Below are 26,675 nucleotides of genomic sequence, written 5' to 3'. Positions count from 1 at the left end.
TAACAAGCGCCCTTGGATGTTAATGATGATGCCCCAGATGATTGGAGTGTGAGTGGTCACTCGCAATGCCGCAGTCAGGGGTATCACAATGCTGGTACTCCATCTGGATCGTCGCATGGCCAATCTGGTAATGCTCCAGCAAATAGGCCTGGATGCGGCGTAATAGCCCGTCATGATCGTGGGGTGGGATCACTTGGGCGTGGAGCGTCATCAGCCTTTGTTCGCCAATCTGCCAGACATGCACATGATGGATGTTACGCACTTCCGGAATATTCAGGCACAGATCCTTTTGCAGTTTAGTGATATCTATCTCCTGTGGCGTTCCCTCCAGCAGTTCATGGAAACTCTCCTTCAGCAGGCGCCAGGCGCTGCGCAACACCAGGCAGGAAACCAGGACCGAGAGTATCGGATCGATGGGGGTCCAGCCGGTAGTGAGAATGATGATGGCTGCTGCGATCGCACCGACTGAGCCGAGTAGGTCGCCAAGAACATGTAGGGCGGCGGCACGTACGTTGATATTTTTCTCTTCATTGCCACGGTGCAGCAGCCAGAAGGCGAACAGGTTAGCCAGCAGACCCGCTACGGCGATCACCAGCATTGGGGTACCCATCACTGGCTGTGGTTCGAAGAAACGCCGTACGGCCTCCCACAGGATGAATACGACGATCAGCAGTAATGCGGCCGCATTGATAAAGGCGGCCAACGTGGTCAGGCGCAGATAGCCAAAAGTATGGCGGGCGTTGGGTTTACGCTGTGAGAAGTGCACCGCCATCAGCGCGACGAGCAGGGCGGCGGAATCCGTCAGCATATGCCCGGCGTCTGCCAGCAGCGCCAGTGAGCCAGAAAGTAATCCGCCCACGGCCTCGACAACCATGAAGAGGGTAGTGACTAAAAATGCGGCTAGTAGGCGCTTACTGTTGCCGTCTTTAGGCTGATGGACATGAGAAGCTCCAGACATTACTTATCCTTTTGCAAAATTTGTCGGGTGCCAAAGTCTAAGTTTGGCCGTTACTTAGCTCATTATAGGCGGCCTTGCTAGAGAGCTGAATATTTGCCGATGGTGATTATGGGATCTAAAGGTGATTTACAGCGCCAGCCTCACAGGCTAGATTGGTAAAATCTACTCTACGCGCTGTGCGATACACCCGATACCGAATGGAAAAGTGATGAATTACCAAAACGACGACTTACGTATTAAAGAAATCAAGGAACTCCTGCCGCCGGTGGCCCTGTTGGAAAAGTTTCCGGCTTCGGCTCAGGCAGCAGAGACGGTGTCACAGGCTCGCCAATCGATCCACAACATCCTGCGTGGCAATGACGATCGCCTGTTGGTGGTGATTGGGCCTTGTTCCATTCACGATACCAAAGCGGCGAAAGAGTATGCTGCGCGCCTGATGACCCTGCGCCAGGAGCTCAACGGTGAGCTGGAAGTGGTGATGCGGGTCTATTTCGAAAAGCCACGTACCACCGTTGGCTGGAAAGGGCTGATCAACGATCCGCAGATGGATAACAGCTTCCAGATTAACGAAGGCCTGCGCCTGGCGCGTAAGCTGCTGTTGGATATCAATGACGGCGGGTTGCCTGCTGCGGGCGAGTTCCTTGATATGATCACTCCGCAATACCTGGCAGATTTGATGAGCTGGGGAGCGATCGGCGCACGCACCACGGAATCCCAGGTGCATCGTGAACTGGCCTCTGGCCTGTCTTGCCCGGTGGGCTTCAAAAACGGCACCGACGGTACCATCAAGGTGGCGATCGATGCTATCAATGCCGCTGGCGCACCGCATTGTTTCCTGTCCGTCACCAAATGGGGTCATTCCGCGATTGTTAACACCAGCGGCAATGGCGATTGCCACATTATTCTGCGTGGCGGCAAAGAGCCAAACTACAGTGCTGCCCATGTGAAAGAAGTGAAAGAGGGGCTGGCCAAAGCGGGCCTGCCTGCACAGGTGATGATCGACTTCAGCCACGCCAACAGCAGCAAGCAGTTTAAAAAACAGCTGGAGGTGAACGCGGACGTTTGCCAGCAGCTGCGTGGTGGTGAAAAAGCCATTATCGGGGTGATGATCGAAAGCCACCTGGTGGAAGGAAATCAAAACCTGGAAAGCGGCGAGCCGCTGGTTTACGGCAAAAGCGTGACCGATGCCTGTATTGGCTGGGAAGATACCGAAACCGTACTGCGCGATCTGGCCGCAGCGGTGAAGGCGCGCCGTAGCCGATAAGCTACCCGTGTTTGTGGCCCTGCAGTAGTGCTGTGGGGCCCAACCCTTAGGGTTATTTTAAGAATTGACTCCTGCAACAATAACACCAGAATAAAATCTGACATTATACTAATTTCGTAGAGCTTTCCTCGTTCTGCTGGGCCTTTTCTGATGATAATAAGTTGGTGTTGCCGGCCATACTTTTATTTCCAGGAAACATCTTATTTGGCCCACCGCTGCTTTTCATCTCGCGCAACTGTTACTACTTAAACACAATTTGCTCTTGACGCGCGGTATGATTATGATGATGCGTTTTTTACAACCAAAATACCCAATCTAAAAATAAGGGCATGATGGTGAATGACTTTAATTTCAGGATGAATAGCTGATGGAAAACAATAGTTCTCGGCATCAAATTTATTTTCGTGGTACGGGTGGGGAGTATTTCGCAATCTGGCTGGTTAACATATTACTGACGGCTATTACGTTGGGAATATACTCAGCCTGGGCAACGGTGCGTCGCCGTCGTTATTTTTATGGCAATACCGAACTGAATGGCGACCGCTTTGATTACCACGCGCAGCCAATGCAAATCCTCAAGGGCCGTCTGCTGGTGATCGGCGCTGTGATCCTGTTCTATATTCTTCTATTTATCAACCCATTGCTTGGCATGATTGCCATGCTGGCACTCCTTGCGTTGATCCCTTGGATTATTATCCGTAGCTGGCGTTATAACGCTATTATGTCTAGCTATCGTGGTGTTCGCTTCAATTACTTATGCCAAACCGGGCGCGCCTACTGGGTATTACTGTTCTGCCCGATACTGCTAGTGATTGGCTTGTATGCGGTTATGATCGTATTGGGTGCGATTGGCAGCAGTTTGGGCAGCCCAACTGCGATCGTTGTGCTGGCAGCGATTACGGTCATCCTGTTTGTGCCGATGCTGGCCGCGATCAATGGAATCCTGGCTACCCTGCAACATGATCTGTATGTGAACAACCTGCGTTTTGGCACTTCACCATTTGTCGCCCAATTCAAGAAAGCGGAGTTCATTAAGATTGCACTGTTCAGCCTGCTGATCTTCTTGCCATTCCTGGTCATCGCCTTGGTATTGGTTGGCTCGTTCTTTGTCAGCTTATTCCAAATGGCGCTGTTTGGCGGTATGTCAGATGCAATGTTGCAAGCCCAGATGGCAAGTAATATTGGTAGCCTGTTCATGATGATGTTGGTGCTATTGCTAGGTGTGATGGTTTCCAGCAGTTATATGGTTGTCGCTCAGCGTAACTACGTGTTTAACCAAACCACCTTGCAAGGTGAGGTTAAACTGCGTTCTTCCATGCAGACTCTGCCGTATATGGGACTGTTGATCACCAACAGCCTGATCACCGTCTTCTCATTGGGCCTTGCAGCTCCGGTGGCCCACGTACGCCATGCTCGCTATATTGCTGAGTCAACTCAGGTTGAAGGCGATCTGTCGCTGTTGTCGGTACAGGCTCATCACGATACGGCTAATACCGCTATCGCTGAAGAAGCCGTACAGGCGCTCGATCTGGGCACCAGTTTTTGAGTAAAGACTGATGATCCTTGAAGGACACTATCAGTGCCCTGGCCGGGCCGCCCAACAGGCGGCCCGGCTGCTGTTAAACGATATGGGCGATGGAGTAACGCTGCAATATGATGGCGAACATCGCTATTTTTCTTTAGCGCAAATTACCGTTTCCGAGTCATTGGGCCGCATTCCGCTGACCCTGACCTTCCCAGACGGTGGCCGGTTTGTGCCTGCCGATGATGCGTCATTCCGCCAGTGGTTTTATCAACGCCGTTCACCGGGGCTGGTGCACCGCTTAGAGCGATATAAGCGTGGCGTGTTGCTGACGTTGTTGCTAACCGTTCTGTTGACCCTGGCCTATGTTTTCCTGCTACTCCCTTGGGTGAGCAGTGAAATCGCCATGCGCATTCCTACTGTGGCCGAACAGAAGCTGGGTAAGCATACGCTCGATTTCCTGCAAACCAGTGGCTTCAAGCCGTCGCAATTGCCCGCTGAGAAACAGCAAGCGATACAGAAGCTGTTCTTACAGGTGATGCCGGAGCAGATGCGGCAAGAGCGCACTCCGCTCAAGTTGAAATTGCTGGCGGTGCCAGAGGTTGCCAATGCGTTCATGTTACCTGACGGGACTTTGGTGATCACCGACGATCTGGCCAAGTTGGCAACCAATGACGACGGCCTGGCCGCGGTGATGCTCCATGAAATGGGGCATCATGCTTACCGTCATCCCATGCGCATGGTGGTGCGTTCATCCCTGGTGGCACTGACGTTTATGTGGATGACAGGTGATGTCAGCGGCATCGGCGATACCTTGCTGCAATCAGCCTCATTTGTGCATGAAATGCAGTTCTCACGCAGCGTGGAAAGTGAGGCGGACGACTGGGCAATCGCAGAAATGCAGCGCCAGGGGCGTTCGTTATTGGCGATGGAAGATCTTTACCGCGCATTGCAACAGGCGGCAAGCACGTCAACCGTGGCACTGGAAGTGCCGGAATGGTTAAGCACCCATCCAGAGATGCAGGCGCGTTTGCAGGCTATCGAAGCGGCCAGGATCAAAGAGTAATAAAAAAGCCCCCGGCTCAACACCGGGGGCTTGTTGCTTATCAGGGGCGAAAACTTACTTCGCTTTACCTTGGTTGGCGACGGCGGCAGCTTTGGCTGCGATCTCATCGGCATTACCCAGGTAGTAACGTTTGATTGGCTTGAAGTTCTCATCGAACTCATACACCAACGGCACGCCGGTTGGGATGTTCAGCTCGAGGATTTCGTCTTCGCTCAGGTTATCCAGATATTTCACCAGCGCACGCAGGGAGTTACCGTGAGCCGCGACGATCACGCGTTCGCCGCTCTTGATGCGTGGCAGGATCTCTTCGTCCCAGTAAGGGATAACGCGATCGATGGTCAACGCCAGGCTTTCGGTCAGCGGCAACTCTTTATCGCTCAGCGCTGAATAACGCGGATCGTGGCCCGGGTAGCGCTCATCTTCTTTGGTCAGCTCTGGTGGAGTGACTGCGAAGCCGCGGCGCCATTGTTTGACCTGCTCGTCACCGTATTTTTCTGCGGTTTCAGCCTTGTTCAGACCCTGCAGCGCGCCATAATGGCGCTCGTTCAGCTTCCAGGACTTTTCGGTAGGCAGCCAGGCCTGGTCCAACTCGTCCAGAATGTTCCACAGAGTGTGGATAGCACGCTTCAGTACGGAGGTGTAAGCGAAATCGAAAGAGAACCCTTCGTCTTTCAACAGCTTGCCCGCTGCTTTTGCTTCGGTACGGCCTTTGTCGGACAGATCGACATCATACCAACCGGTGAAGCGGTTTTCGTTGTTCCACTGGCTTTCGCCGTGGCGCACCAGAACCAGCTTAGTTACAGCCATAGCTTAACTCCTTAATAATCTGAAGGTTTAATGATAACGAATATCATTATATTCCGCTGCTACTCACTCGGCAATCGATATACCCGTGAATATATCCACTAAAAGTCGAGGGTTTCGTACGACGCGCGACATTGTCTAACCCTTACTGCCACTGGGCATAGTGTTAACCATAGCCAATTTTTGGCTGCAAGGTAAGAGGGGCGCAAAGGAAAAAGCTGAATCGTTCAGGCTGGTCGAAGGGCGCGAATGAGAGCTATTCACTCGCGCCACAGCGTTAAGGCGATCAGGCGGTTTTTTTCAGGCAGCTACTCATAAAGGTTTTGCGCTCGTCACCTTTCAGGCTCTTTTTAGCAGCGTCGGCATTACAGTCTTTCATCTTCTGCTGCTGTGGCGTCAGGGCCTTCTCGGTATGGTGGCCTTCGGCCTTCAGGCAGGTGCTCATGAAGGTGGTGCGGTCAGAACCTTTCAGCGATTGGGTGGTAGCCTGTTGATTACAATCGGTCATGCGTTTTTGCTGGGCAGCCTGCGCCGGAGAAGGCGTTTTTGCTGCGGTGTCGGCAGCCATCAGGTTGGTGCTCAGCAGTAAACCTGCCAGTAATGGAAGTGCAGTGATCAGACGCATTAGGTGTTCCTTCAGCTATTGAACGGCCAGCAGGCCGAAAATTGTGATATCACTCACGGGCTTGTGCATACCACGGTAGCCTGATTCTAGTGCGGGGTTGGCAATAAGGAAAGGTAACGGCCTGGGGGTGCAATGTAAGCAATTATAACAATCACGCCCCTTACCGCATGACAAGGGGCGTGGCGGCTCAGATAGGAATAAGCTGATAGTGCGTTGCGCTCTGATAACGCTGACCAGGCTGTAGCCAACAATCCGGCTGTGGCCATTCGGGGTGGTTCGGGCTGTCCGGCAGGAACTCGCTTTCCAGCGCCACGCCTGCATAATTTTGGTAACTACCGCCGTCGCGTGCCGGTGTGCCACCCAGATAATTACCGCTGTAAAGCTGGAGTGCTGGCGCGGTGGTGAACACCGTCATCGCGACCTTGCCATCGGCAGACCACAGGTGAGCCGCCGGGCTTGCCAATCCGTGGCAGGTATCGTGCAACAGGTAAGCATGGTCGTAACCCTTAACCCGTTGCTGATCGCGATCGCGCAATAAATCTTGCTGCAGGGTTTTCGGCTGGCGGAAATCCATCCCGGTACCGGCAACCGCCGTCAGATCGGCACTGGGAATGCCATCGCCGTCCACGGGCAGATAACGGTCGGCGAACAGCTGCAAGCGCTGTTGTCGGGCGTCGTGGCCTGCGCCATCCAGATTGAAATAAGCATGGTTGGTCAGATTGACCGGGCAGGCGCGATCGGTCTGTGCCTGATACTCAATCTCCAGCCGGTGATCGGCGGTTAGCCGGTAGCTCAGCGTCACGTCGAGGTTGCCAGGGAAGCCCTGGTCGCCATCTGGCGAATGGAGCTGATAAATCACCTGCTGCTCATCCTGCTTCACAATCTGCCAGCGGCGAGCGTGGAAGCCGTTTGGCCCGCCGTGCAGTTGATGCTCCCCTTGATTGGCGATCAGCGGGTGTGGCTTGCCAGCGATGTTCAGGCTGGCATGTGCAATACGGTTGGCATAGCGCCCGACCGTGGCCCCCAGATAGGCCCCTTGGTGCAGATAGTCCTGCGGAGTTTGGCACCCCAGCAGCAGCTCACGTTGTTCCCCTGATTTCAAGGGCAGCAAGGCGGAAAGCCAGGTTGCGCCCCAATCCATAAACGTGACCGTCATTCCCGCGGCATTTCGCAGGGTGGTGAGAATAAAGGGCTGGCCGTCTGGGGCAACGGCGGAGTTATCGCTCAGCATAGACCGGATCCTTGTGAAGCTTTGCAGACGTAGAAGGTTTCTTGCAGGCCGTTGGTCCGCAGTGGATACTCGCGAGCTACCGCCGTACGTACCGACTCTACCAGATCCTGCGGCATCAGGGCCACGATGCACCCCCCGAAGCCCCCTCCGGTCATGCGCACACCGCCACGTTCGCCAATGACCTCTTTAACAATCTCGACCAGCGTATCGATAGGGGGCACGGTGATGGCAAAGTCATCACGCATTGACGCGTGCGATTCCGCCATCAGTTTGCCCATCAGCTTCAGGTTGCCAGCGGCCAAGGCATCGGCAGCGGCCAAGGTGCGATCGTTTTCGGTGATCACATGGCGCGCCCGTTTGGCCACGATCGGATCCAGCTCATGCAGGATCGGGAAAAACAGATCCGGACTGACGTCGCGCAGCGCCTTGACGCCGAAGAAGCGAGCCGCCGCTTCGCACTGTTGCCGGCGGGTGTTGTATTCGCTGTCGACCAGGCCGCGTTTAACGTTGGAGTTGATGATCACCACCGCGACATCGGCTGGCATCGGCACTGCGCGCGTTTCCAGAGATCGGCAGTCAATCAGCAGGGCGTGATCTTTCTTGCCCAACGCAGAAATCAGCTGATCCATAATGCCGCAGTTGCAGCCGACAAACTGGTTTTCCGCTTCCTGGCCATTCAGCGCCAGCGCTACGCCGTCCAGCGGCAGTTGATAGAGTGCCTGCAACACCTGTCCGACAGCCACTTCCAGTGAGGCTGAAGAGCTAAGCCCGGCGCCCTGCGGGACGTTGCCGCTGATCACCAGATCGGCACCGCCAAAACTGGCATCGCGGGTCTGCAGGTGTTTCACCACGCCGCGTACATAATCGGCCCAGCGCAGATTGGCGTGGCTGACGATCGGCTCATCCAGCGAAAACTGATCCTGCTGGTTCTCGTAATCGGCGGCCAATACGCGGATCTGGCGATCGTTACGTGGAGCCCCGCTGATCACGGTTTGATAATCAATGGCGCAGGGAAGGACGAAGCCGTCGTTGTAATCGGTGTGCTCACCGATCAGATTGACTCGTCCCGGCGCCTGGATCGTCAGGGCGGGTGCGTAGCCAAAGTGTTCGGTAAACAGGGCTTGGGTAAGTTGCTTCAGACTCATTATTTCACTCCGGCTTCGCGGTAATGGATATCACTGACCGCACGCAGGCGTTCAGCGGCTTGTTCTGCGGTCAGGTCGCGTTGGGTTTCCGCCAGCATTTCATAACCCACCATAAATTTGCGTACCGTGGCGCTGCGCAGTAACGGCGGATAGAAGTGGGCATGCAGTTGCCAGTGGCGGTTATCGGCCTGGTTGAAGGGCGCGCCGTGCCAGCCCATGGAATAAGGGAAAGAGCATTGGAACAGGTTGTCATAGCGGCTGGTGAGTTTCTTCAGCGCGATGGCCAGATCGCGGCTTTGTGCTGCACTAAGCTCGGTCAGTCGTTGTACCGGCGCTTTTGGCAGCAGCAGCGTTTCAAACGGCCAGGCTGCCCAGTAAGGAACAATCGCCAACCAGTGCTCGGTTTCCACCACCGTACGGCTGCCGTCGGCCTGCTCGCGCTGAGCATAGTCCACCAGCATGGCGGACTGATGCTGGCTGAAATACTCCTGTTGCAGGCGATCTTCTCGTTCGGCTTCATTCGGTAGGAAGCTGTTGGCCCATACCTGACCGTGTGGGTGAGGATTGGAACAGCCCATCGCGGCACCTTTATTTTCAAACACCTGCACCCAGGGGTAGCTGCGCCCCAGATCGGCGGTCTGTTCCTGCCAGGCGGCGATCACCTGTTCCAGCGCGGGTAGTGTCAGCTGCGGTAGCGTTTTACTGTGGTCGGGGGAGAAGCAGATCACCCGGCTGGTGCCACGGGCGCTTTGGCAACGCATCAGTGGATCGTCACTTTCCGGCGCCTGCGGGGTATCCTGCATCAGGGCGGCAAAATCATTGGTGAACACGTAGGTGCCCGGAAAGTCAGGGTTTTTATCACCGGTCACGCGCGTGTTGCCAGGGCAAAGGAAGCAGTCGGGATCGTGGGCTGGCAGTGTTTCCTGAGCGGGGGATTCCTGCTGGCCTTGCCACGGGCGTTTGGCCCGGTGCGGAGATACCAGCACCCATTGCCCGGTAAGGGGATTAAAACGGCGATGTGGATGATCGATAGGATTGAAATCAGGCATTGCGCTTCCTTTATCTCGCAACGGGGCTAATTGTAATCGCTTTCACTTGCTGCGTGACCGACTATAGCCGAGTGCATTTGGAAAATAATGGCTAGAAGATAGCATGGTCGCGGTGAGAAAAAGGTGATCTAGCGCGAAAAATGGAATCGCTTACATCGATTGAGGCTATAATCCGGTTGAGATAGGGAAGGCGATGGGGTGTGTTAAGTGGTAGCGGTTACACTACGCAGGCCGGCAGAGCAATCTACCGGCCTGGAGGGGGACTAATATTGGTAAGCCGGGTAGGTAAAGAACAGCAAATGGACCAGATTTAGCCCAAAGTGGAAGAGAATGGGCACCCACAGGCGGCCGCTCCACATCCAGGCCAGGCCATAAATAACCCCCGCCAGCGTGGCAAATGCCATCATCAACGTGCCACCGGCAAAGTGGGCGGCACCAAACAGCAGGGCGGTGATAATCAGTGCCGGATAAGCCCCCAGCCACTGGCGCAGACGCTGCTGCAAATAGCCACGGAACAGCGCTTCTTCGGCCATCGAAACAAAAAACAGGTTGGCCATAATGAAAGCCAGGATCCAGGAGGGCAGGTGCAGCTCAACTTTCAGCCCACCGAGCGCCACCGCCAACAGCAGCACCGCAGGGATGCAGAGCACCAGGATCAGCCAGGCGCTGACGCCGACTTGCTTGTCAGGCTTGCCAGCGTTAAACAGCGTTGGCAGGCAGGCTAACAGCAGAAAGGGCACCAGTGCCTTATCGAAGTTGTAATACATGGAATACAGCGAGCTCTTCGGGCCCACTTTGTCCTGATCGACCATCAATTGGTTATTGAAGCCCGGTATCAGGTGATAAAACAGCGCGATTGAGCAGGCGACTAAAAACACTTCCAGCGCTAGCGCGATGCTGCGCTGCTGGCGATAGTGCTGATGAAGCCAGATGGCAATGGCGATAACCGCCAGATAACCCAGCCCAACGGGCGTCAGGACATGATGGTAAACCCCCATTGCGGCGGCCGCAGCCAATACTACCGAGGCAATCAGCCGGTTAAATGGCAAAAAAAACAACGAAGCCGAAAGTACGCCCCACATAATAGCTATCCCTTTAAATAGATACACGGCGCTCAATGCCGGAAATCCGGCGTGTTAATGTCTGGTTAAACGAGCACTAATTGGGATAGTAGCACAACAGGGTGAATTTAAAGGTCGGGACAGTAGTTAATCGTGCGGAAACGGTTTTAACCCTTCATCCAGGCTTGCGAACGCATAACCTCCCCGAGGTTCTGCAAGGTTTCCAGGCTTTGCTGGTGGATCTCGTCCGTTGGGGCGGCGCATAAATCTTGTAGCACCGTTACCTGTAAACCTGCATCGTGCGCCTGCCGGGCGGTGCTCTCAATGGCTAGCGGGGTGCTGATCCCGCCCAATAGCAGGTGGTGGCAGCGATGCTGCTGTAACCAGGTTAACAAATTGTTACCGGCAAAGGCGCTAAGCCCTTTCTTTTCCAGGCACAAATCCTCGGTTTTTACCTCCAGACCGGCCAGCCAATGACATCCCCCGTTACTTAAGCGCAGCGCACCGATATGTTTGAGCTGATTGAACAGTGGCGAGTGTCGGGGAATATCGTGGTAATTGTCGGCAAAACCGGTGCGTAACCAAATCACCGGGATTTTACGCACCCGAGCGTAGGCCGCAGCAGCATTGACGTGCGCGATCACATCACGCGTTACGATGTGTTCGCGGCAGTGATTCGCCCGCCCTTTAGGGCCAGCCAGATCTTCAATCAGGTCAATAATAATCAACGCGGCGGACATACCTTCTCCAAAAACGTCTCTGTACCCTTTAATGATAAAAGGCCAAATGTGATGCGTTGTGAAGGAAGTGTTGCCGGATATGTCCCCAGGATGAGCGCTGTAGCACTCATCCCGAGTAGGTTAAGCCAAAACGTCTTGCTGATAACGGTAGCCATCGCCTTCAGGGATGAAGGAGAAACGGTGGGTGATGCATTGCGGCGCATCTTCTGCGTGGTGTGAAACAAACAGCAACTGCGTCGAGCCCTGTTGGATCAGCACATCCACGAAGCGCCTTACCAACTGGCGGTTTAGCGGATCCAGGCCCTGCAGTGGCTCATCGAGGATCAGCAGCGCCGGATGTTTGACTAACGCCCGGGCGATAAGAGCCAAGCGTTGCTGGCCCCAGGACAAGCTATGGAAGGGAGCATCGCCCATAGCGCCAAGCCCGAGCAGAGCCAGCCATTGCGACGTCAACTGATGCTGACGATCGGAAACCGCCTGATAAATGCCTATCGAATCAAAGAAACCGGACAGGATCACGTTACGCACGCTGGAGCTGACACGGTAGTCCAGATGCAGGCTGCTGCTGACGTAGCCGATATGGCGTTTGATATCCCAGATGGTTTCCCCGCTGCCGCGTCGGCGGCCAAACAGCGTCAGATCGTTGCTGTAGCCTTGCGGATGATCGCCGGTGATCAGGCTGAGCAGGGTGGATTTTCCCGCCCCATTCGGGCCGACGATCTGCCAGTGTTCACCGGGGTTAACCTGCCAACTGAGTTGGTTGAGGATGGGGCGATCGTTATAGCTTACTACGCCATCACGCAGGACGATCAGTGGCCGATCGTCCGGCAGCCTGATGACCTGGGTGGGATCTTCGGTTTCTGGCAACGTCAAGCCGTTGAGATTTTCACTGTGCGCCAGTTGAGCGACCAGCGCGTCGGCCATCACCTGCTCCCGTGGCCCTTGGCTGGTGAGGGTACAATCGGCCAGCACGCCGACCTGCTCAATGAAGCCTGGAATTTCATCAAACCGGTTGAGTACCAGGACCAAGGTATAACCCTGCTGTGATAGTTCGCCAAGCAGGGTGGCGAGCTGAGCACGTGAATTGACGTCTAGTCCGTCGAACGGCTCATCGAGGATCAATAAATCGGGTTGGGCCATCAGGGCACGGCACAGCAGGGTTTTGCGGGTCTCACCGGTAGAGAGATATTTGAAACGGCGCGTAAGCAGGGGCGTGATGCCAAACTGCTCGGCCAACTGCGTGCAGCGAGCGGGATCGTTGAGCTCTTCCTGAATGATTTCTGCCGTGGTGCGGCCGGTGTCGTCTTCGTCCACGCTGAGCAGATCGGTATTGTTGCGCTGCCATTCATCGCTGACCAGCTTTTGCAACTGCTCAAAGGAGATCCGTACTACGTGGCGAAAATCACTGTGGCGCTCGCCTTTCAGCAACGTCAGCTCACCGGCCAGCGCCCGGGCTAGCGCAGATTTCCCACTGCCGTTAGCCCCGACGAACGCCCAGCTATCGCCGGACTGAATATCAAGCCGATCCAGCTCCAGCGTGCGGGTATCGCTTAAACGAAATGAACCTTGCGAAATGTGCAACGACGACATCTTCTAATCCCTATTCTGCAATGTTTCGCTTTAGAAATAGGCGCAAGCGTAAAAGATGTCAATCGGCAATACTGCAACGTGACGTTGCGTTTAACACAACGTCGCGACAATCACCCGATCGGCGTTGAACAGGGCGTGTACCGGCGTGCCGACGCTCAGTTTCAACTGCGCCAGTTCCTGGTTGCTGACGGTGGCGCACAGCGTTTCTCCGCCGTTGAGCGTCACCAGAACCTCACTGTGATCGCTACCCGGCTGAATGCTGGCAATGCAACCCGGCAGCGCGTTATCGGCCAGGCCGGTCGACGCCGGATCGGTACTGAGTTTCACCCAAGGCGCTTTAATCAGGGCCAACACCTCTTTGCCCGGCGTCAGCTGTAACCGGTCGGCGCTTTGCTGAGTGACGGCAGCGGTCAGGCGGGTGTGGCCGTCGGCCAGCAGCAGGCTGATATGCTGTTGGACCTGCTGGTGGTCGCGTTCAATCACGGTGCCGAAAAACTGGTTGCGGGCGCTGGTTTGCAACGAGAAACGGGCGATGGCGGCCAACAGGCTGTCCAACGGCAAATTGTCTTGCTGCAACACGTCAAAGGCCTTCTGCTGGATTTGGCCCAGCAGATCGTAAAGTTGGATCAGCCGCAGGCCATAACGGGTCACCTGCGCGCCACCGCCGCCTTTGCCGCCGGTAGCGCGTTCGACCACCGTTTGCTCGGCCAGCTGATTCATCTCGTTGATGGCATCCCAGGCGCTTTTGTAGCTGATCCCCGCCAGCTTGGCTCCCTGGCTGATCGAGCCGGTATGCACCACTTGCTTGAGCAGCGCGATGCGGCGTGGGTCAGCGAACAGTTTCTGCTGCAGCTTTAAGGTAAGGAGGATCTCGGCCTGCATGATGGGTCCTTATAAGGCAGTAAGTCAGGCTATTGTCGCCGATTTGCCGCAAAGCGCCAACTGAGCACGTTTAGCCGGTTACAAATTTCCCGCAGTCGGTAAAATAACCGCGTTTTCGCCTGCGTTTTGGTTTACAGTGAAACCTACGCAGCGGTTTAAAGCAGTCAAGTGAGGCTACGATGTTAGAATTATTGAAAAGTCTGTTGTTTGCCGTGGTAATGGTGCCAGTAGTGATGGCCATTATTTTAGGCTTGATTTATGGCTTGGGCGAGGTGTTCAACATCTTCTCCAAAGTTGGCCATCCTAAAGAAAACCGCAGCTAATCCCCCTCCCAAATGCCCGCTGAGCTCTCTTGGCGGGTATTTCTCAAGTTATCTCTCGCTTTGCCGATAAACCGCATGACAATCGTTCTCGCTGCGTTATATTATTTTTTACATAGCGATGTGATGAGAGTTAACTTGCGGAGAAAACAATGAAACAGCAATGGATTAACTGGGTTGGCGGTGTGGCATTGGCTTGCGGGCTGGTGGCACAGGTTTCTGCGGCAGAGAAAATCACCGTGTTTGCCGCGGCTTCGCTGACCAACGCCTTACAGGATATCGCCACCGAATACCAGAAAGGCAAAGACGTCGAAGTCGTCTCCTCTTTTGCTTCCTCCTCAACGCTGGCACGCCAGATTGAGCAAGGGGCGCCTGCGGACATGTTTATCTCTGCCGATCAGCAATGGATGGATTACGCCATCGATAAGCAGCAGATGGTGAAAGACACCCGTTATACCCTGTTGGGAAACGAACTGGTGCTGATCGCCGCCAAAGCAGCCAAACAAGATAAAATCACTATCAACAAGCAAACCGACTGGGCCAAATTGCTCAACGGTGGCCGCCTGTCCGTAGGCGATCCGGATCATGTACCTGCGGGCATCTACGCCAAAGAAGCGTTGCAGAACCTGGGGGCATGGACCACGCTGGAACCTCAGCTGGCGCGGGCTAATAATGTGCGTAGCGCCATGGCCATGGTTGAGCGTGAAGAAGCCCCGTTGGGCATCGTTTACGGCTCTGACGCCGTGGCCAGCGACAAGGTCAAAGTGATTGCCATCTTCCCGGAAGACAGCCACAAGCCGGTTGAGTATCCAATGGCCATCGTTAAAGATCACCAGACGCCAGCCGTGACGGCTTTCTACGATTACCTGAAGACCCCAGCCGCTGCGGCTATCTTCGAACGTTATGGATTCACCCCGCGTAAATGATATTAAGTGAGTATGAATGGCAGGCGGTTGAACTGAGCCTGAAAGTGTCCAGCCTGGCGGTGATCTGCAGTTTGCCGCTGGGTATTTTGATGGCCTGGATCCTGGTTCGCTGCAATTTTCCCGGTAAATCGTTGTTGGATAGCATTATTCATCTGCCGTTAGTCCTGCCACCGGTGGTGGTGGGCTATCTGCTGCTGATCGCCATGGGGCGGCGCGGCTTTATCGGCGAATGGCTGTACAACTGGTTTGGTTTCAGCTTCAGTTTCAGCTGGCGTGGTGCTGCCTTGGCTTCGGCGGTGGTGGCATTCCCGCTGATGGTGCGGGCTATCCGCATGTCGCTGGAAGCGGTGGATACCCGTTTGGAACAGGCGGCCCGCACCTTGGGCGCCAACCCGTGGCGGGTGTTTTTCACCATCACCTTACCGCTTTCGCTGCCCGGCGTGATCGTTGGCGTGGTGCTGGCCTTTGCCCGCTCTTTGGGCGAGTTTGGCGCTACTATCACCTTTGTTTCCAATATCCCCGGTGAAACCCGTACCATCCCGCTGGCAATGTACACCCTGATCGAAACGCCAGGGGCCGAATCGGCGGCAGCGCGTTTGTGCGTGATTGCCATCGTGCTGGCACTGGCTGCCCTGATGGTTTCTGAATGGCTGGCCCGCTGGGGCCGCAAGCGTATGGGCTTATAGATGTTAGAACTGGATTTCTCCCAGCAGCTTGGCGATCTCAATCTCAATGTGCAGGCTAATCTGCCGGCTCAGGGGATCACGGCGATCTTCGGGCTTTCCGGGGCCGGCAAAACCTCCTTGATCAATGCCATCGGTGGCCTGACGCTGGTGCAGCAGGGGCGTATTGTGCTGAATGGCCGCACGCTGGTGGATACCGCCAGCGGTGTCTGTTTGCCACCGGAAAAACGCCGGGTTGGCTATGTTTTCCAGGATGCGCGCCTGTTCCCGCATTATCGCGTACGCGGCAACCTGCAATACGGCATGGCGGCCAGTATGCGCGGCCAGTTTGACAGCATTGTCGAGCTGTTAGGGATTGCGCCTTTGCTGAACCGCTTGCCTTTGACCCTGTCCGGCGGTGAGAAACAGCGCGTCGCGATTGGTCGGGCGCTGCTGACAGCGCCGGAACTGTTGCTGATGGATGAGCCGCTGGCCTCACTCGATATGCCGCGCAAGCGTGAACTGCTGCCATATCTGGAGCGACTGGCGCAGGACGTCAACATCCCCATCCTCTATGTCAGCCACAGCATGGACGAGATCTTGCGCCTTGCAGAGCAAGTGATGGTGTTGGATCACGGCCAGGTGCGGGCGTACGGTGGGTTGGAGGAGGTTTGGGCCAGCAGCGCGCTGCGGCCTTGGCTACAGCGTGAAGATCAGAGCAGCGTGTTGAGTGTAAGCGTGATTGAGCATCACCCGCGCTATGCCATGACCGCGCTGGCACTGGGCGATCAGCGGCTGTGGGTCGGCGGTATTGAGGCGCCGGTGGGCAGCCAAATGCGTATTCGTATCAACGCCGCCGACGTTTCTTTAGTGCTACAACCGCCAGCCAACAGCAGCATCCGTAATATTCTGCCCGCCAAGGTGGTGGAGTGTCTCGATGTAGCAGGGCAGGTTGAGGTGAAGCTGACGGTCGGGGAAAACATTCTCTGGGCGCGGATCACCCCATGGGCTCGTGACGATCTGGCTATCAGGCCCGGCCAGTGGCTGTATGCACAGGTCAAGAGCGTGTCGATCAGCCGCGATGGCCCCTCACCCCAACCCTCTCCCACAGGGAGAGGGAGCTATTAGCCCCTGCTCTTTTGGAAGTAAAGAGGTCACCTCAGCAAGCTCGATCGGCCCCCAAAAAGGAGAGGGAGCTATTAGCCCCTGCTCTTTTGGAAGTAAAGAGGTCACCTCAGCAAGCTCGATCGGTTCCCAAAAGGAGAGGGAGCTATTAGCCCCTGCTCTTTTGGAAGTAAAGAGGTCACCTCAGCAAGCTCGATCGGTTCCCAAAAAGGAGAGGGAGCTATTAGCCCCTGCTCTTTTGGAAATAAAGAGGTCACCTCAGCAAACTCGATCGCCTTCTCAACCAAGCTGAATCTGCCGGTGCTCATGAAGAATCACGATACTTTCAGCCCACTCGATCGGTTCCCTCTCCCTGTGGGAGAGGGTTAGGGTGAGGGGTATCTTTCTAATTCAGCACGCGAGAACGGATCACCTCGGCAATCCCCGGCTGCAGGTGATCGGCAATCACCAGATCAGCACGTTCCTTGATGGCATTATCGGCATTACCCATGGCAACGCCCAGCCCAACGGCTTCAAGCATGCTCAGGTCGTTGTAGTTGTCACCAAAGGCGACCACCTGATCCATGCTCAATCCCTGTGACTCCACCCACTGCTGCAGGCGTTTACCCTTGCTGTTGCCGCCTTTGGCAATGTCCACCTGATCGTGCCAGGACCATTCACAGGCCAGGCCCAGCTCTTTTTCTACCATTTCGGCAAAGCTGCGTAGCGCCGGGAGATCGCTATGTGAAGTGGCAAACTTCCAGATGGCCTGCGCCTCATCCGCCGCCTGCATCAGGCTGTTGACCTGCAACAATGTTGGGCGCTGGGCTACCGGCAAAGTCTCTGACCAGGCTAGAGAACGGCTCACATGACCGCTTGTCTCCTGATACAGCATGGCGTCGTCCACATACATCAGGCCGTGAATATCGTTTTGCTTGAGCAGTTGCAGTACCTGCTTGGCCTGCTCTTTTGCCAGCGGATCGGAGGCCAGTACCTTTTTCTGCTGGAAGTCATACAGATAGGTGCCGTTACAACAAATGGCTGGCGTATCGATTTGCAGCGCCTGATAGAACGGGTGGATAGCCACGTGATGGCGGCCGGTGACCACCACGACTTTCACTCCGGCGGCACGGGCTTCCTCCAGCGCGGCTAGCGACTGCGGTAAGATACGTTTCTGGTTGTCTAGCAAAGTGCCGTCTAAATCGAGGGCAATAACACGGTAGCTCATAGCGGTCTCATTATAGTTAGCAAGAAAATTACCTCGATGGTACACCGGATAACCATTCGATAAAACCGCGTTGAGGGACGCAGCCTAGGGTTGCCATGTCACAAATGTCGCGTAAGCTAGAACAAACTGAAACCGGTTACCCTTTCTCATTAAGGAGAGCAAATGAAGCAAATCGTTTATGTCGCCAGCCCGGAGAGCCAGCAGATCCACGTATGGCAGTTAGACGACAAGGGCGCACTGACACTGCTGCAAACGGTCGAGGTGGCGGGGCAGGTACAGCCGATGGCGATCCATCCGGATAACACCCATCTGTATGTTGGGGTACGCCCGGCGTTTGGCATTGTCAGCTACCGTATCGCGGAAGATGGCACGTTGCATGAGGCAGGGATGGCACCTTTGCCAGGCAGCCCAACCCATATTTCCACCGATTTGCAGGGGCGTTATCTGTTCTCGGCGTCTTACAGCGGCAACTGTGCCAGCATCAGCCCGATTGGCCATGATGGCGTAGTGCTGGCGCCTACCCAGCAGATCGATGGCCTGACCGCGCCGCATTCAGCCAATATTGACCCTACCAATCAATTGCTGCTGGTGCCGTGCTTGAAAGAGGACCGCATCCGCCTGTTTAATCTGAGCCAGCAGGGCCAACTGACGCCACACGGCCAAGAAGCCGTAGCGACGGCAAGCGGAGCGGGCCCGCGCCATATGGCATTCCATGGCAACGATAAATTTGCTTACTGCGTTAATGAATTGGATGGCACGGTGGACGTATTCGCCATCGAAGCCAACGGTGGCAAATATACGCTGGTGCAAAGCCTGGACATGATGCCTGCCGATTTCACCGGCACCCGTTGGGCGGCGGATATCCACCTCACGCCAAACGGCCGTTTCCTGTATACCAGCGATCGCACCGCCAGCATCCTGACCGTATTCAGCGTCTCGGAAGACGGCGGCAAGATTGCGGTGGTTGGCCACCATGCCACAGAAGAACAGCCGCGTGGTTTCAATATCGATCACAGCGGTCGCTTCGTGATTGCGGCAGGGCAGAAATCTGGCCATATCGGTGTGTATCAGATTGACCAAGACAGCGGTGAGCTGACGGACGTGGCGCGTTACCCGGTGGGTAAAGGCCCTATGTGGGTGAGCGTGCTGGCAAAATAGTGGGTTAAAAAATGGGGCGAAGCGCTTCGCCCCTCAAGGATTCTCAGCTGTATTTTACCGTCAACGTCGCTTTGCCAAGGCTATGGAAGTGGATGTTAAAACCGACCATTGCGCCGCTCGCCTCTGCGTCCACTGGAATGCTTTCCACGTCCAACGCATGCACGGTGAACTGATAACGATGGCTTTCCCCCTGCGGCGGAGCCGCGCCACCGTAACCGGCTTTACCGAAATCGGTACGGGTTTGCACTGCGCCAGCAGGTAGCCCCGGTTTGCCGGAACCCGCACCTTGCGGCAGTTCATGCACGTTTGCCGGGATATTGGCGACCACCCAGTGCCACCAGCCGGAGCCGGTAGGGGCATCGGGATCGTAAACCGTGATGGCAAAGCTCTTGGTGCCCGCAGGTGCATCTTCCCAGGCCAGATGAGGGGAGAGGTTGTCCCCGTGGTAGCCCATGCCGTTAAATACCTGCCGCTCAGGCATTTTTGCGCCGTCTTGCAGATCGTTGCTGTACAAACGAAAAGCCATAATGACTCCCAGTTGTCTGAAATACCGAACCCCTAAGCTAGATCGGTTTGCCGGCACAATACAACCTTAAAACCGTTACTCCACCGCCGCGGCGATCGCTGCCGTTAGCCGGGTGAGCTGTTCTGGCGTGATGACATAAGGCGGCATCAGGTAGATCAGTTTACCGAAGGGCCGGATCCACACGCCGCGTTCGACAAATCCGCGTTGCAGCAACGCCACATCCACCGGCTGATGCATTTCCACCACGCCAATTGCCCCAAGCACCCGCACGTCGGCCACTTTGGGTGAAACTACCAGCGGTAAGAGCTGCTGTTTAAGCTGTGCTTCAATGGCGGCGACCTGATGTTGCCAGCGATTTTCCTCCAGCAAGGACAGGCTGGCGCAGGCGACGGCACAGGCCAGCGGGTTACCCATAAAGGTTGGACCATGCATAAAGCAGCCTGCGGCCCCGTTACTGATCGTTTCTGCAATGTGGCGCGTGGTCAGGGTGGCGGAAAGGGTCATATAGCCACCGGTTAGCGCTTTGCCCAGGCAGAGAATATCCGGCACCACGTCGGCATGTTCACAGGCAAACAGTTTGCCGGTGCGGCCAAAACCGGTGGCGATCTCGTCGGCGATCAGCAGGATCTGGTAGCGATCGCACAGTTCCCGCACGCGTTGCAGATAGGTTGGATGATAGATGCGCATCCCACCGGCTCCTTGCACCACCGGCTCCAGGATCACGGCGGCAATTTCCCCGGCGTGCTGCTCCAGTAATTCGGCAAACGGAACAATGTCCTGTTCGTCCCAAGGCTGGTCAAAACGGCACTGCGGCGCGGTGGCAAACAGGTGGGTGGCCAAATAGCCCTGATACAGACTGTGCATGGAGTTGTCCGGATCGCAGACCGACATTGCGCCAAAGGTATCGCCATGATAGCCATGGCGTAAGGTCAGGATGCGCTGCCGCCGTTCGCCACGGGACTGCCAATATTGCAGCGCCATTTTTAACGCCACTTCAACCGCCACCGAGCCAGAATCTGCCAGGAATACGCACTGCAAAGCTTCCGGCGTCATCGTTACCAGCTTGCGGCACAGTTCAATAGCGGCGGGATGAGTGATGCCGCCGAACATCACGTGCGACATTTTCTCCAACTGCTGCACGGCGGCCTGATTCAGGTGCGGATGATTGTAACCGTGGATCGCCGCCCACCAGGAAGACATGCCATCCACCAGCAGGCGGCCATCGTCCAGTTGCAGCTCGACACCGCTGGCGGACACCACCGGATAGCAAGGCAAGGGTTGGGTCATGGAGGTGTAAGGATGCCAGATGTGGCGTCGATCGAATTCAATATCGCAGGGAGAGACAGACATTAACCGTAAACCAAATTTTAATGGAATGGTTGACAGTATAATCGCAAACTTTACACTGACGACACTTTTTTCCCTTTTGGAGACGCCGTAAATGGCCGATCGCATTCGCTGGACAGTGGGGCAAGCCCAGGCCCTGTTTGATAAACCCTTACTCGAACTGCTGTTCGAAGCACAGACCGTTCACCGCCAACATTTTGATCCGCAACAGGTGCAGGTCAGCACGCTGCTGTCGATCAAAACCGGTGCCTGCCCGGAAGACTGTAAGTACTGCCCGCAAAGCTCGCGCTATAAAACTGGCCTGGAATCCGAACGGCTAATGCAGGTGGAACAAGTGCTGGAATCGGCGCGCAAGGCTAAAGCGGCCGGTTCGAGCCGTTTCTGTATGGGGGCTGCCTGGAAAAACCCGCACGAGCGCGATATGCCTTATCTGCAACAGATGGTGCAGGGCGTCAAGGCTATGGGGATGGAAACCTGCATGACGCTGGGCACGCTGGATGGTGCGCAGGCCGAACGGCTGGCCGAAGCGGGGCTGGATTATTACAACCATAACCTGGACACCTCGCCGGAATTCTACGGCAACATCATCACTACCCGCAGCTATCAGGAACGCCTGGATACCTTGGATAAGGTGCGTAACGCCGGGATCAAAGTCTGCTCCGGTGGGATTGTCGGGCTGGGCGAAACGGTACGTGATCGCGCTGGGCTGTTGGTGCAATTGGCCAATCTGCCCAAGCCGCCGGAGAGCGTGCCGATCAATATGCTGGTGAAGGTGAAAGGTACGCCATTGGCCGATAATGACGACGTCGATCCGTTCGACTTTATCCGCACCATTGCCATTGCCCGCATCATGATGCCAACGTCCTACGTCCGCCTTTCGGCAGGCCGTGAACAGATGAGCGAGCAGACTCAGGCGATGTGCTTTATGGCCGGAGCCAACTCCATCTTCTATGGCTGCAAGCTGTTAACCACGCCCAACCCGGAAGAGGACAAGGATCTGCAACTGTTCCGCAAGCTGGGCCTGAATCCGCAGCAAACCGCCACCGAACAGGGCGACAATCAGCAACAGCAGGTGCTGACCGAGCAGTTGCTGCACGCCGATACCGCCGAATTCTACAACGCGGCGCTGTAATGAGCTGGCAGCAACGGATCGAACAGGCGCTGGAGGAGCGGCGAGGAGCTGCTGCTTATCGGCAACGTCAAGTGAATCAAGGCGGTAATGGCCGTTATCTGCAGCTTGACGGCCAGCGCTATGTGAATTTTTCCGGCAACGACTATCTGGGCCTGAGCCAACATCCTGAGGTGATCGCCGCCTGGCAGCAGGGGGCACAGCGCTATGGTGTTGGCAGCGGCGGTTCTGGCCACGTCACCGGTTTTTGCCACGCTCATCATGAGCTGGAGCAGCAACTGGCGGAGTGGCTCGGTTACCCGCGTGCGTTGCTGTTTATCTCCGGCTATGCGGCCAATCAGGCATTGTTGGCTGCCCTGATACAGGCCGACGATCGCATTCTGGCGGATAAGCTCAGCCACGCCTCTATATTGGAAGCGGCCACTCACTCACCGGCGCAACTGCGGCGTTTTCGCCATAACCAGCCCCAGGCATTGGCCACCTTGCTGCAAAAAGAGTGTGCAGGCCAACAGTTGGCGATCACCGAAGGGGTGTTCAGCATGGACGGTGATAGCGCACCGCTGGCCGAACTCCATCGGTTGACGCAGCAGGCAGGTGCCTGGCTGATGGTGGATGATGCGCACGGGATTGGTGTTCGTGGCGAGCAAGGGCGCGGCAGTTGCTGGCAGCAAGGTGTACGCCCGGAGGTGTTGGTCGTCACCTTTGGCAAGGCATTCGGCGTCAGCGGTGCGGCGATCCTCTGCGATGAACCGTTGGCTGAGTATCTGCTGCAATTCGCCCGTCATCTGATTTACAGCACCGCGATGCCGCCCGCTCAAGCCTGTGCCTTGCAAGCGGCCTTAAGCTGTATTCAGCAAGGGGATGAATTACGTAGTCGGCTGCAAAAACACATTCAGCATTTTCGTGCCGGAGTGGCGGGTCTGCCGTTAACGCTAACCGCGTCGGATACCGCTATCCAACCGTTGTTGGTGGGGGATAACCAACAGGCGCTGGATTTGGCGCAGCGCCTGCGAGAGCAGGGGTTGTGGGTCAGCGCCATCCGTCCACCGACGGTACCACCGGGGGGCGCGCGGTTACGCATTACGCTCACTGCGGCACACCAGCCACAGGATATCGATCGCTTGCTGGAGGTATTGCATGACGTCTGCCATTGATACGGTGAACAAGCAGGCGGTGGCGGCGGCCTTCAGCCGGGCAGCGGCGAGCTACGATACCGCAGCGGTGCTGCAACGGGAGGTTGGTGAACGCTTACTGGGGATGGGGCTGTCTCATCCAGGCCAACAGGTATTGGATGCCGGTTGCGGCACGGGCTATTTCAGCCGTCGTTGGCGCGAGCTGGGCAAGCAGGTCAGCGCGCTGGATCTGGCTCCGGGCATGCTGGCTTTTGCCCGCCAGCAGCAAGCGGCGGATCGCTATCTGCTGGGGGATATCGAGCACATCCCTTTGCCGACCGCCTCGGTGGATATCTGTTTTAGCAGCCTGGTGGTGCAGTGGTGCAGCGACCTGCCTCTTGCGTTGGCAGAGTTGTATCGGGTGACGCGGCCCGGCGGACTGATCCTGTTTTCTACTTTGGCTGAAGGGGCTTTACACGAGTTAGGCGACGCTTGGCAGCAAGTCGATGGTGAGCGTCATGTTAATGACTTCCTGCCGCCAGCTCACATCGCCGCCGCCTGTCATCCCTACCGGCACCAGCTTACGGCAGATTGGCAAACGCTTAATTATCCCGACGTGATGACGCTGATGCGATCGCTAAAGGGCATCGGTGCGACTCACCTGCATCAAGGGCGCGAGGCTGGCCTGCTTTCACGCCAAAGGCTTGCCGCGTTGCAGGCTGCTTATCCTTGCCGGGACGGGCAGTTTCCTCTCAGTTATCATCTGGCTTATGGAGTGATTTATCGTGATTAAGCGCTGGTTCGTCACCGGAACCGACACCGAAGTGGGCAAAACCGTGGCCAGCAGTGCCTTGCTACAGGCCGCCCGCGCGGCAGGATGGCGCTGTGCTGGTTATAAACCGGTAGCGTCAGGCAGTGAGATGACCGATGAAGGGTTACGTAACAGCGATGCGTTGGCACTGCAGAGAAACAGCAGCGTAGCGCTGGATTACGCCGTAGTGAACCCTTACACCTTTGCAGAACCGACCTCGCCGCATATCGTCAGCCAGGCCGAAGGGCGGCCCATCTCGCTAACACGGCTTTCTACCGGTTTACGTCATCTTGAGCAACGTGCAGACTGGCTTTTAGTCGAGGGCGCAGGCGGGTGGTTTACGCCGCTTTCTGAGCATGAAACCTTTGCCGACTGGGTGCAGCAGGAGCAACTGCCGGTGATCCTGGTGGTGGGCATCAAGCTGGGCTGCATCAATCATGCTCTATTGACTGCGCTGGCGATCCAACAGTCAGGTCTGACCCTGGCAGGCTGGATCGCCAATGACGTCACTCCGCCGGGAAAACGACATCAAGAGTACCTTGCCACTCTTTGCCGCCTATTGCCCGCGCCCCTGTTGGGCAAGATCCCACATTTACCGCAGGTAGAGCAGCAGGCATTGGGACAGTATCTCGATTTAACCAGGTTGAACCCTTAACCTGATGGCCCACGGAGGGGCCAGAATCAGTCCGTCAGATAGGCATCAATCAGCCCCTCATCCAACTGCCCCAGCGTGCCATTGGCCACGTTACGGCCTTTATCCATCAGACAGAAGCGGTCAGCCAGATGGCGGGCAAAGGGGAGTTGGTGCTCAACCAGCAAAATGGTCATGCCCAGCTCCTGATTCAGCTTACGGAGCACCAGGCCGATCTCCGTCGCCAGGGAAGGTGACATACCGGCGGTGGGTTCATCCAGGATCAGCAGTTCCGGTTCCAGCATCAGAGCGCGGCCTAAGGCCAACTGCTGTTGCTCACTTTGGCACAGGTCGCCCGCACGGCGCATACGCATCGCCTGCAGCCGGGGGAACAGATTGTAAATGAGGGGGGGCATACGGCGAACCTTGCCACGCCCGGCCAGCAAGGCCACCTGCAGGTTCTCTTCTACGCTCAGTTGGGAAAAAATTTGGCGCCCTTGTGGCACGTAACCAATGCCCAGTAATGCCCGGTTTTCTACCGGCTGTGGCAACAGGTTTTGCGGTGGCTCATCCGCCAACTGCCAGGTCATACTGCCGCTGACGATCGGCAGGTGTCCCATGATGCAATTGATCAGCGTAGTTTTGCCCACCCCATTACGGCCAAGCAACAGGGTGCATTGCCCACGAGGCAACTCAAGGCTGACATCCCATAGCGTATGCTGTTGCCCATAATATTGGTTAACCGCCCGTAAGCTTAACATTTGGCATCTCCTCCAAGACCGATATTCACGTATGGATAACGTTGTCCGCAGCAAGCGGTGTCTCTCCCGGGTGTGGCAAATGCTGTGCTGATTACCCTAATCGCGGCTCAGGCTAAAAAATTGGAAAATGGCGGCTACCGGTCGTTTGGCGGCTCTAGGGGGGCTTTTTGGTATGCAATGAACTTTTTCGCCGAAGATAACCGAGCTGGCTCCGGCCGGTTTTAGCCAGAATGTGCCGGTTCTTCTGCAAGTAACGCCCCGAAACAGGAAATGCAATTCCCAGGCCATCACGCGTTGCGCAACAAAAAAGGCGGTTTGTTATTGCTTTGTTAACTGATTTTGTCCAGTGCTCAGAGGGCTCTGCCAAGGCCAGAAGGTTAACCTGGGCGTTTTTTGCACCGTTACCGTGCGGCATGGCAAGCTGTTGGTGCAAGCCCTAAAGGTTGTTGCCGCAACTTGCAACCCCTGGCAAGCGAAATAGGTAAAAGAAGAATTTTGTTATCACGGCTTTTAGCATTAATCGGCATAACCAAAGCGATAATATTGTCAAAAAATAACTAAAAAACCGGCTCCGTTGACGTTTCATCGGGAAAAGCGTTCTTTCCGCAACTCCCGCCCCCCGTGGGGTAGTGAGAGTTATCCACTATTCCTGTGGATAACCTTGTGCATTATACTTAGAAAAGCGGTGTGAACAGAGAGCGGGCGCGGGTTGTGTGCAGGTTGTCCGCATTCTCGTCTTTTTATTAAATATATTTAATATCAATAAGTTAATTAAAATCAAGCCAGCGGATACCGTTAACGTACCGATGGGCGATTTTTTAGCGTATTGACGGCCAAAAGTTAATTCGTGACGCAATCTGGGGATAACAGGGTGATTGACAATAAAAATGTCATGGTATTGTCACCTTGCCGGTGCGTTCGCGCCCCGTTAACGGACGCAATAGCGTAAATCCGCTTGAAGCTGGTTTTATATCCAGTATCATGGGCACTGGCGGAAATCTTCCGGTCTTTCCATAATTAGGC

General features: G+C 55.8%; 26 protein-coding genes. 12 read left to right on the top strand and 14 right to left on the bottom strand.

The window, feature by feature from the left end; genetic code table 11:
* Positions 1 to 19: 19 nt before the first annotated feature.
* Positions 20 to 958 (bottom strand): CDF family zinc transporter ZitB, encoded by a 939-nt coding sequence (gene zitB / locus IMQ33_RS21740; protein ID WP_196062010.1) that lies wholly within the window; start codon positions 956 to 958, stop codon positions 20 to 22.
* A 208-nt stretch (positions 959 to 1,166) separates the two neighbouring features.
* Here zitB and aroG point away from each other — a divergent pair, with 208 nt between their 5' ends.
* The 3 genes from aroG to IMQ33_RS21725 all read left to right on the top strand — a co-directional run bounded on the left by aroG (position 1,167) and on the right by IMQ33_RS21725 (position 4,810).
* Positions 1,167 to 2,222: a 3-deoxy-7-phosphoheptulonate synthase AroG gene (aroG, locus tag IMQ33_RS21735; protein WP_065686447.1), complete on the top strand. Its 1,056-nt coding sequence runs from the start codon at positions 1,167 to 1,169 to the stop codon at positions 2,220 to 2,222.
* Positions 2,223 to 2,589: 367 nt separating this feature from the next.
* On the top strand, positions 2,590 to 3,768 hold the full coding sequence (locus IMQ33_RS21730; RefSeq protein ID WP_196062009.1) for a YjgN family protein: 1,179 nt from the start codon (positions 2,590 to 2,592) through the stop codon (positions 3,766 to 3,768).
* Positions 3,769 to 3,778: 10 nt separating this feature from the next.
* A complete protein-coding gene (locus IMQ33_RS21725) occupies positions 3,779 to 4,810 on the top strand; it encodes a M48 family metallopeptidase (RefSeq protein ID WP_186486076.1) in 1,032 nt (343 codons plus the stop codon).
* A 54-nt stretch (positions 4,811 to 4,864) separates the two neighbouring features.
* Here the strand turns inward: IMQ33_RS21725 and gpmA are convergent, their stop codons facing one another.
* From gpmA to modE, 9 genes are all read right to left on the bottom strand, one after another.
* The gene (gene gpmA / locus IMQ33_RS21720) at positions 4,865 to 5,617 is read right to left on the bottom strand and encodes a 2,3-diphosphoglycerate-dependent phosphoglycerate mutase (RefSeq protein ID WP_024483132.1); all 753 of its coding nucleotides are present in this window, start codon (positions 5,615 to 5,617) and stop codon (positions 4,865 to 4,867) included.
* A 283-nt stretch (positions 5,618 to 5,900) separates the two neighbouring features.
* Positions 5,901 to 6,239, bottom strand: coding sequence for a PsiF family protein (locus IMQ33_RS21715; RefSeq protein WP_024483131.1), 339 nt, complete (start codon positions 6,237 to 6,239; stop codon positions 5,901 to 5,903).
* A gap of 187 nt (positions 6,240 to 6,426) precedes the next feature.
* Positions 6,427 to 7,470 carry a galactose-1-epimerase gene (gene galM, locus IMQ33_RS21710; protein WP_161712455.1) on the bottom strand — a complete coding sequence of 348 codons (1,044 nt, stop codon included), beginning with the start codon at positions 7,468 to 7,470 and terminating at the stop codon, positions 6,427 to 6,429.
* Positions 7,464 to 8,615 carry a galactokinase gene (galK, locus tag IMQ33_RS21705; RefSeq protein ID WP_065686451.1) on the bottom strand — a complete coding sequence of 384 codons (1,152 nt, stop codon included), beginning with the start codon at positions 8,613 to 8,615 and terminating at the stop codon, positions 7,464 to 7,466. Before galK ends, galM begins: the two co-directional genes overlap by 7 nt.
* The gene (galT, locus tag IMQ33_RS21700) at positions 8,615 to 9,664 is read right to left on the bottom strand and encodes a galactose-1-phosphate uridylyltransferase (RefSeq protein WP_196062008.1); all 1,050 of its coding nucleotides are present in this window, start codon (positions 9,662 to 9,664) and stop codon (positions 8,615 to 8,617) included. Before galT ends, galK begins: the two co-directional genes overlap by 1 nt.
* Positions 9,665 to 9,927: 263 nt before the next feature.
* Entirely contained in the window at positions 9,928 to 10,746 is an 819-nt protein-coding gene (locus tag IMQ33_RS21695; protein ID WP_161712452.1) for a CPBP family intramembrane glutamic endopeptidase, read from the bottom strand.
* Between the two features lie 146 nt (positions 10,747 to 10,892).
* Entirely contained in the window at positions 10,893 to 11,465 is a 573-nt protein-coding gene (locus tag IMQ33_RS21690) for a cysteine hydrolase family protein (RefSeq protein ID WP_065686454.1), read from the bottom strand.
* A 120-nt stretch (positions 11,466 to 11,585) separates the two neighbouring features.
* Positions 11,586 to 13,055 carry a molybdate ABC transporter ATP-binding protein ModF gene (gene modF, locus IMQ33_RS21685; RefSeq protein WP_196062007.1) on the bottom strand — a complete coding sequence of 490 codons (1,470 nt, stop codon included), beginning with the start codon at positions 13,053 to 13,055 and terminating at the stop codon, positions 11,586 to 11,588.
* A gap of 90 nt (positions 13,056 to 13,145) precedes the next feature.
* On the bottom strand, positions 13,146 to 13,937 hold the full coding sequence (gene modE / locus IMQ33_RS21680) for a molybdenum-dependent transcriptional regulator (RefSeq protein ID WP_065686456.1): 792 nt from the start codon (positions 13,935 to 13,937) through the stop codon (positions 13,146 to 13,148).
* A gap of 179 nt (positions 13,938 to 14,116) precedes the next feature.
* On the opposite strand from modE, the gene IMQ33_RS21675 reads away from it, so the two are divergent.
* The 4 genes from IMQ33_RS21675 to modC all read left to right on the top strand — a co-directional run bounded on the left by IMQ33_RS21675 (position 14,117) and on the right by modC (position 16,973).
* A complete protein-coding gene (locus IMQ33_RS21675; RefSeq protein ID WP_021180335.1) occupies positions 14,117 to 14,260 on the top strand; it encodes an AcrZ family multidrug efflux pump-associated protein in 144 nt (47 codons plus the stop codon).
* Positions 14,261 to 14,409: 149 nt separating this feature from the next.
* On the top strand, positions 14,410 to 15,183 hold the full coding sequence (modA, locus tag IMQ33_RS21670) for a molybdate ABC transporter substrate-binding protein (protein WP_065686457.1): 774 nt from the start codon (positions 14,410 to 14,412) through the stop codon (positions 15,181 to 15,183).
* On the top strand, positions 15,180 to 15,869 hold the full coding sequence (modB, locus tag IMQ33_RS21665; RefSeq protein ID WP_065686458.1) for a molybdate ABC transporter permease subunit: 690 nt from the start codon (positions 15,180 to 15,182) through the stop codon (positions 15,867 to 15,869). Before modA ends, modB begins: the two co-directional genes overlap by 4 nt.
* A complete protein-coding gene (gene modC / locus IMQ33_RS21660; protein WP_024530540.1) occupies positions 15,870 to 16,973 on the top strand; it encodes a molybdenum ABC transporter ATP-binding protein ModC in 1,104 nt (367 codons plus the stop codon).
* A gap of 382 nt (positions 16,974 to 17,355) precedes the next feature.
* Here the strand turns inward: modC and IMQ33_RS21655 are convergent, their stop codons facing one another.
* Positions 17,356 to 18,177, bottom strand: a complete 822-nt coding sequence (locus IMQ33_RS21655; protein WP_186581160.1) for a pyridoxal phosphatase — start codon at positions 18,175 to 18,177, stop codon at positions 17,356 to 17,358.
* A gap of 162 nt (positions 18,178 to 18,339) precedes the next feature.
* On the opposite strand from IMQ33_RS21655, the gene pgl reads away from it, so the two are divergent.
* Entirely contained in the window at positions 18,340 to 19,335 is a 996-nt protein-coding gene (gene pgl, locus IMQ33_RS21650) for a 6-phosphogluconolactonase (RefSeq protein WP_196062006.1), read from the top strand.
* 43 nt (positions 19,336 to 19,378) lie between these two features.
* Here the strand turns inward: pgl and IMQ33_RS21645 are convergent, their stop codons facing one another.
* Positions 19,379 to 19,861 carry a kinase inhibitor gene (locus IMQ33_RS21645; protein ID WP_024530543.1) on the bottom strand — a complete coding sequence of 161 codons (483 nt, stop codon included), beginning with the start codon at positions 19,859 to 19,861 and terminating at the stop codon, positions 19,379 to 19,381.
* Between the two features lie 75 nt (positions 19,862 to 19,936).
* The gene (bioA, locus tag IMQ33_RS21640; RefSeq protein ID WP_196062005.1) at positions 19,937 to 21,211 is read right to left on the bottom strand and encodes an adenosylmethionine--8-amino-7-oxononanoate transaminase; all 1,275 of its coding nucleotides are present in this window, start codon (positions 21,209 to 21,211) and stop codon (positions 19,937 to 19,939) included.
* Positions 21,212 to 21,302: 91 nt separating this feature from the next.
* Here bioA and bioB point away from each other — a divergent pair, with 91 nt between their 5' ends.
* The 4 genes from bioB to bioD are packed head-to-tail and all read left to right on the top strand — an operon-like array spanning position 21,303 to position 24,915.
* Entirely contained in the window at positions 21,303 to 22,340 is a 1,038-nt protein-coding gene (gene bioB, locus IMQ33_RS21635; RefSeq protein WP_024530545.1) for a biotin synthase BioB, read from the top strand.
* On the top strand, positions 22,340 to 23,491 hold the full coding sequence (bioF, locus tag IMQ33_RS21630; RefSeq protein WP_161711870.1) for an 8-amino-7-oxononanoate synthase: 1,152 nt from the start codon (positions 22,340 to 22,342) through the stop codon (positions 23,489 to 23,491). The genes bioB and bioF overlap by 1 nt, the downstream gene beginning before the upstream one ends.
* Positions 23,475 to 24,242 carry a malonyl-ACP O-methyltransferase BioC gene (gene bioC / locus IMQ33_RS21625; protein WP_065686744.1) on the top strand — a complete coding sequence of 256 codons (768 nt, stop codon included), beginning with the start codon at positions 23,475 to 23,477 and terminating at the stop codon, positions 24,240 to 24,242. The genes bioF and bioC overlap by 17 nt, the downstream gene beginning before the upstream one ends.
* The gene (bioD, locus tag IMQ33_RS21620; RefSeq protein ID WP_196062004.1) at positions 24,235 to 24,915 is read left to right on the top strand and encodes a dethiobiotin synthase; all 681 of its coding nucleotides are present in this window, start codon (positions 24,235 to 24,237) and stop codon (positions 24,913 to 24,915) included. The genes bioC and bioD overlap by 8 nt, the downstream gene beginning before the upstream one ends.
* 26 nt (positions 24,916 to 24,941) lie before the next feature.
* Here bioD and IMQ33_RS21615 read toward each other — a convergent pair whose 3' ends face one another.
* A complete protein-coding gene (locus IMQ33_RS21615; protein ID WP_098928181.1) occupies positions 24,942 to 25,652 on the bottom strand; it encodes an ABC transporter ATP-binding protein in 711 nt (236 codons plus the stop codon).
* Positions 25,653 to 26,675: the final 1,023 nt, after the last annotated feature.

The organism is Serratia sp. Res13-Sevr-LER1-36-b (assembly GCF_015673035.1).
Classification (GTDB): domain Bacteria; phylum Pseudomonadota; class Gammaproteobacteria; order Enterobacterales; family Enterobacteriaceae; genus Chania; species Chania fonticola_C.
This window is presented reverse-complemented; position numbering and strand designations above follow the sequence as displayed.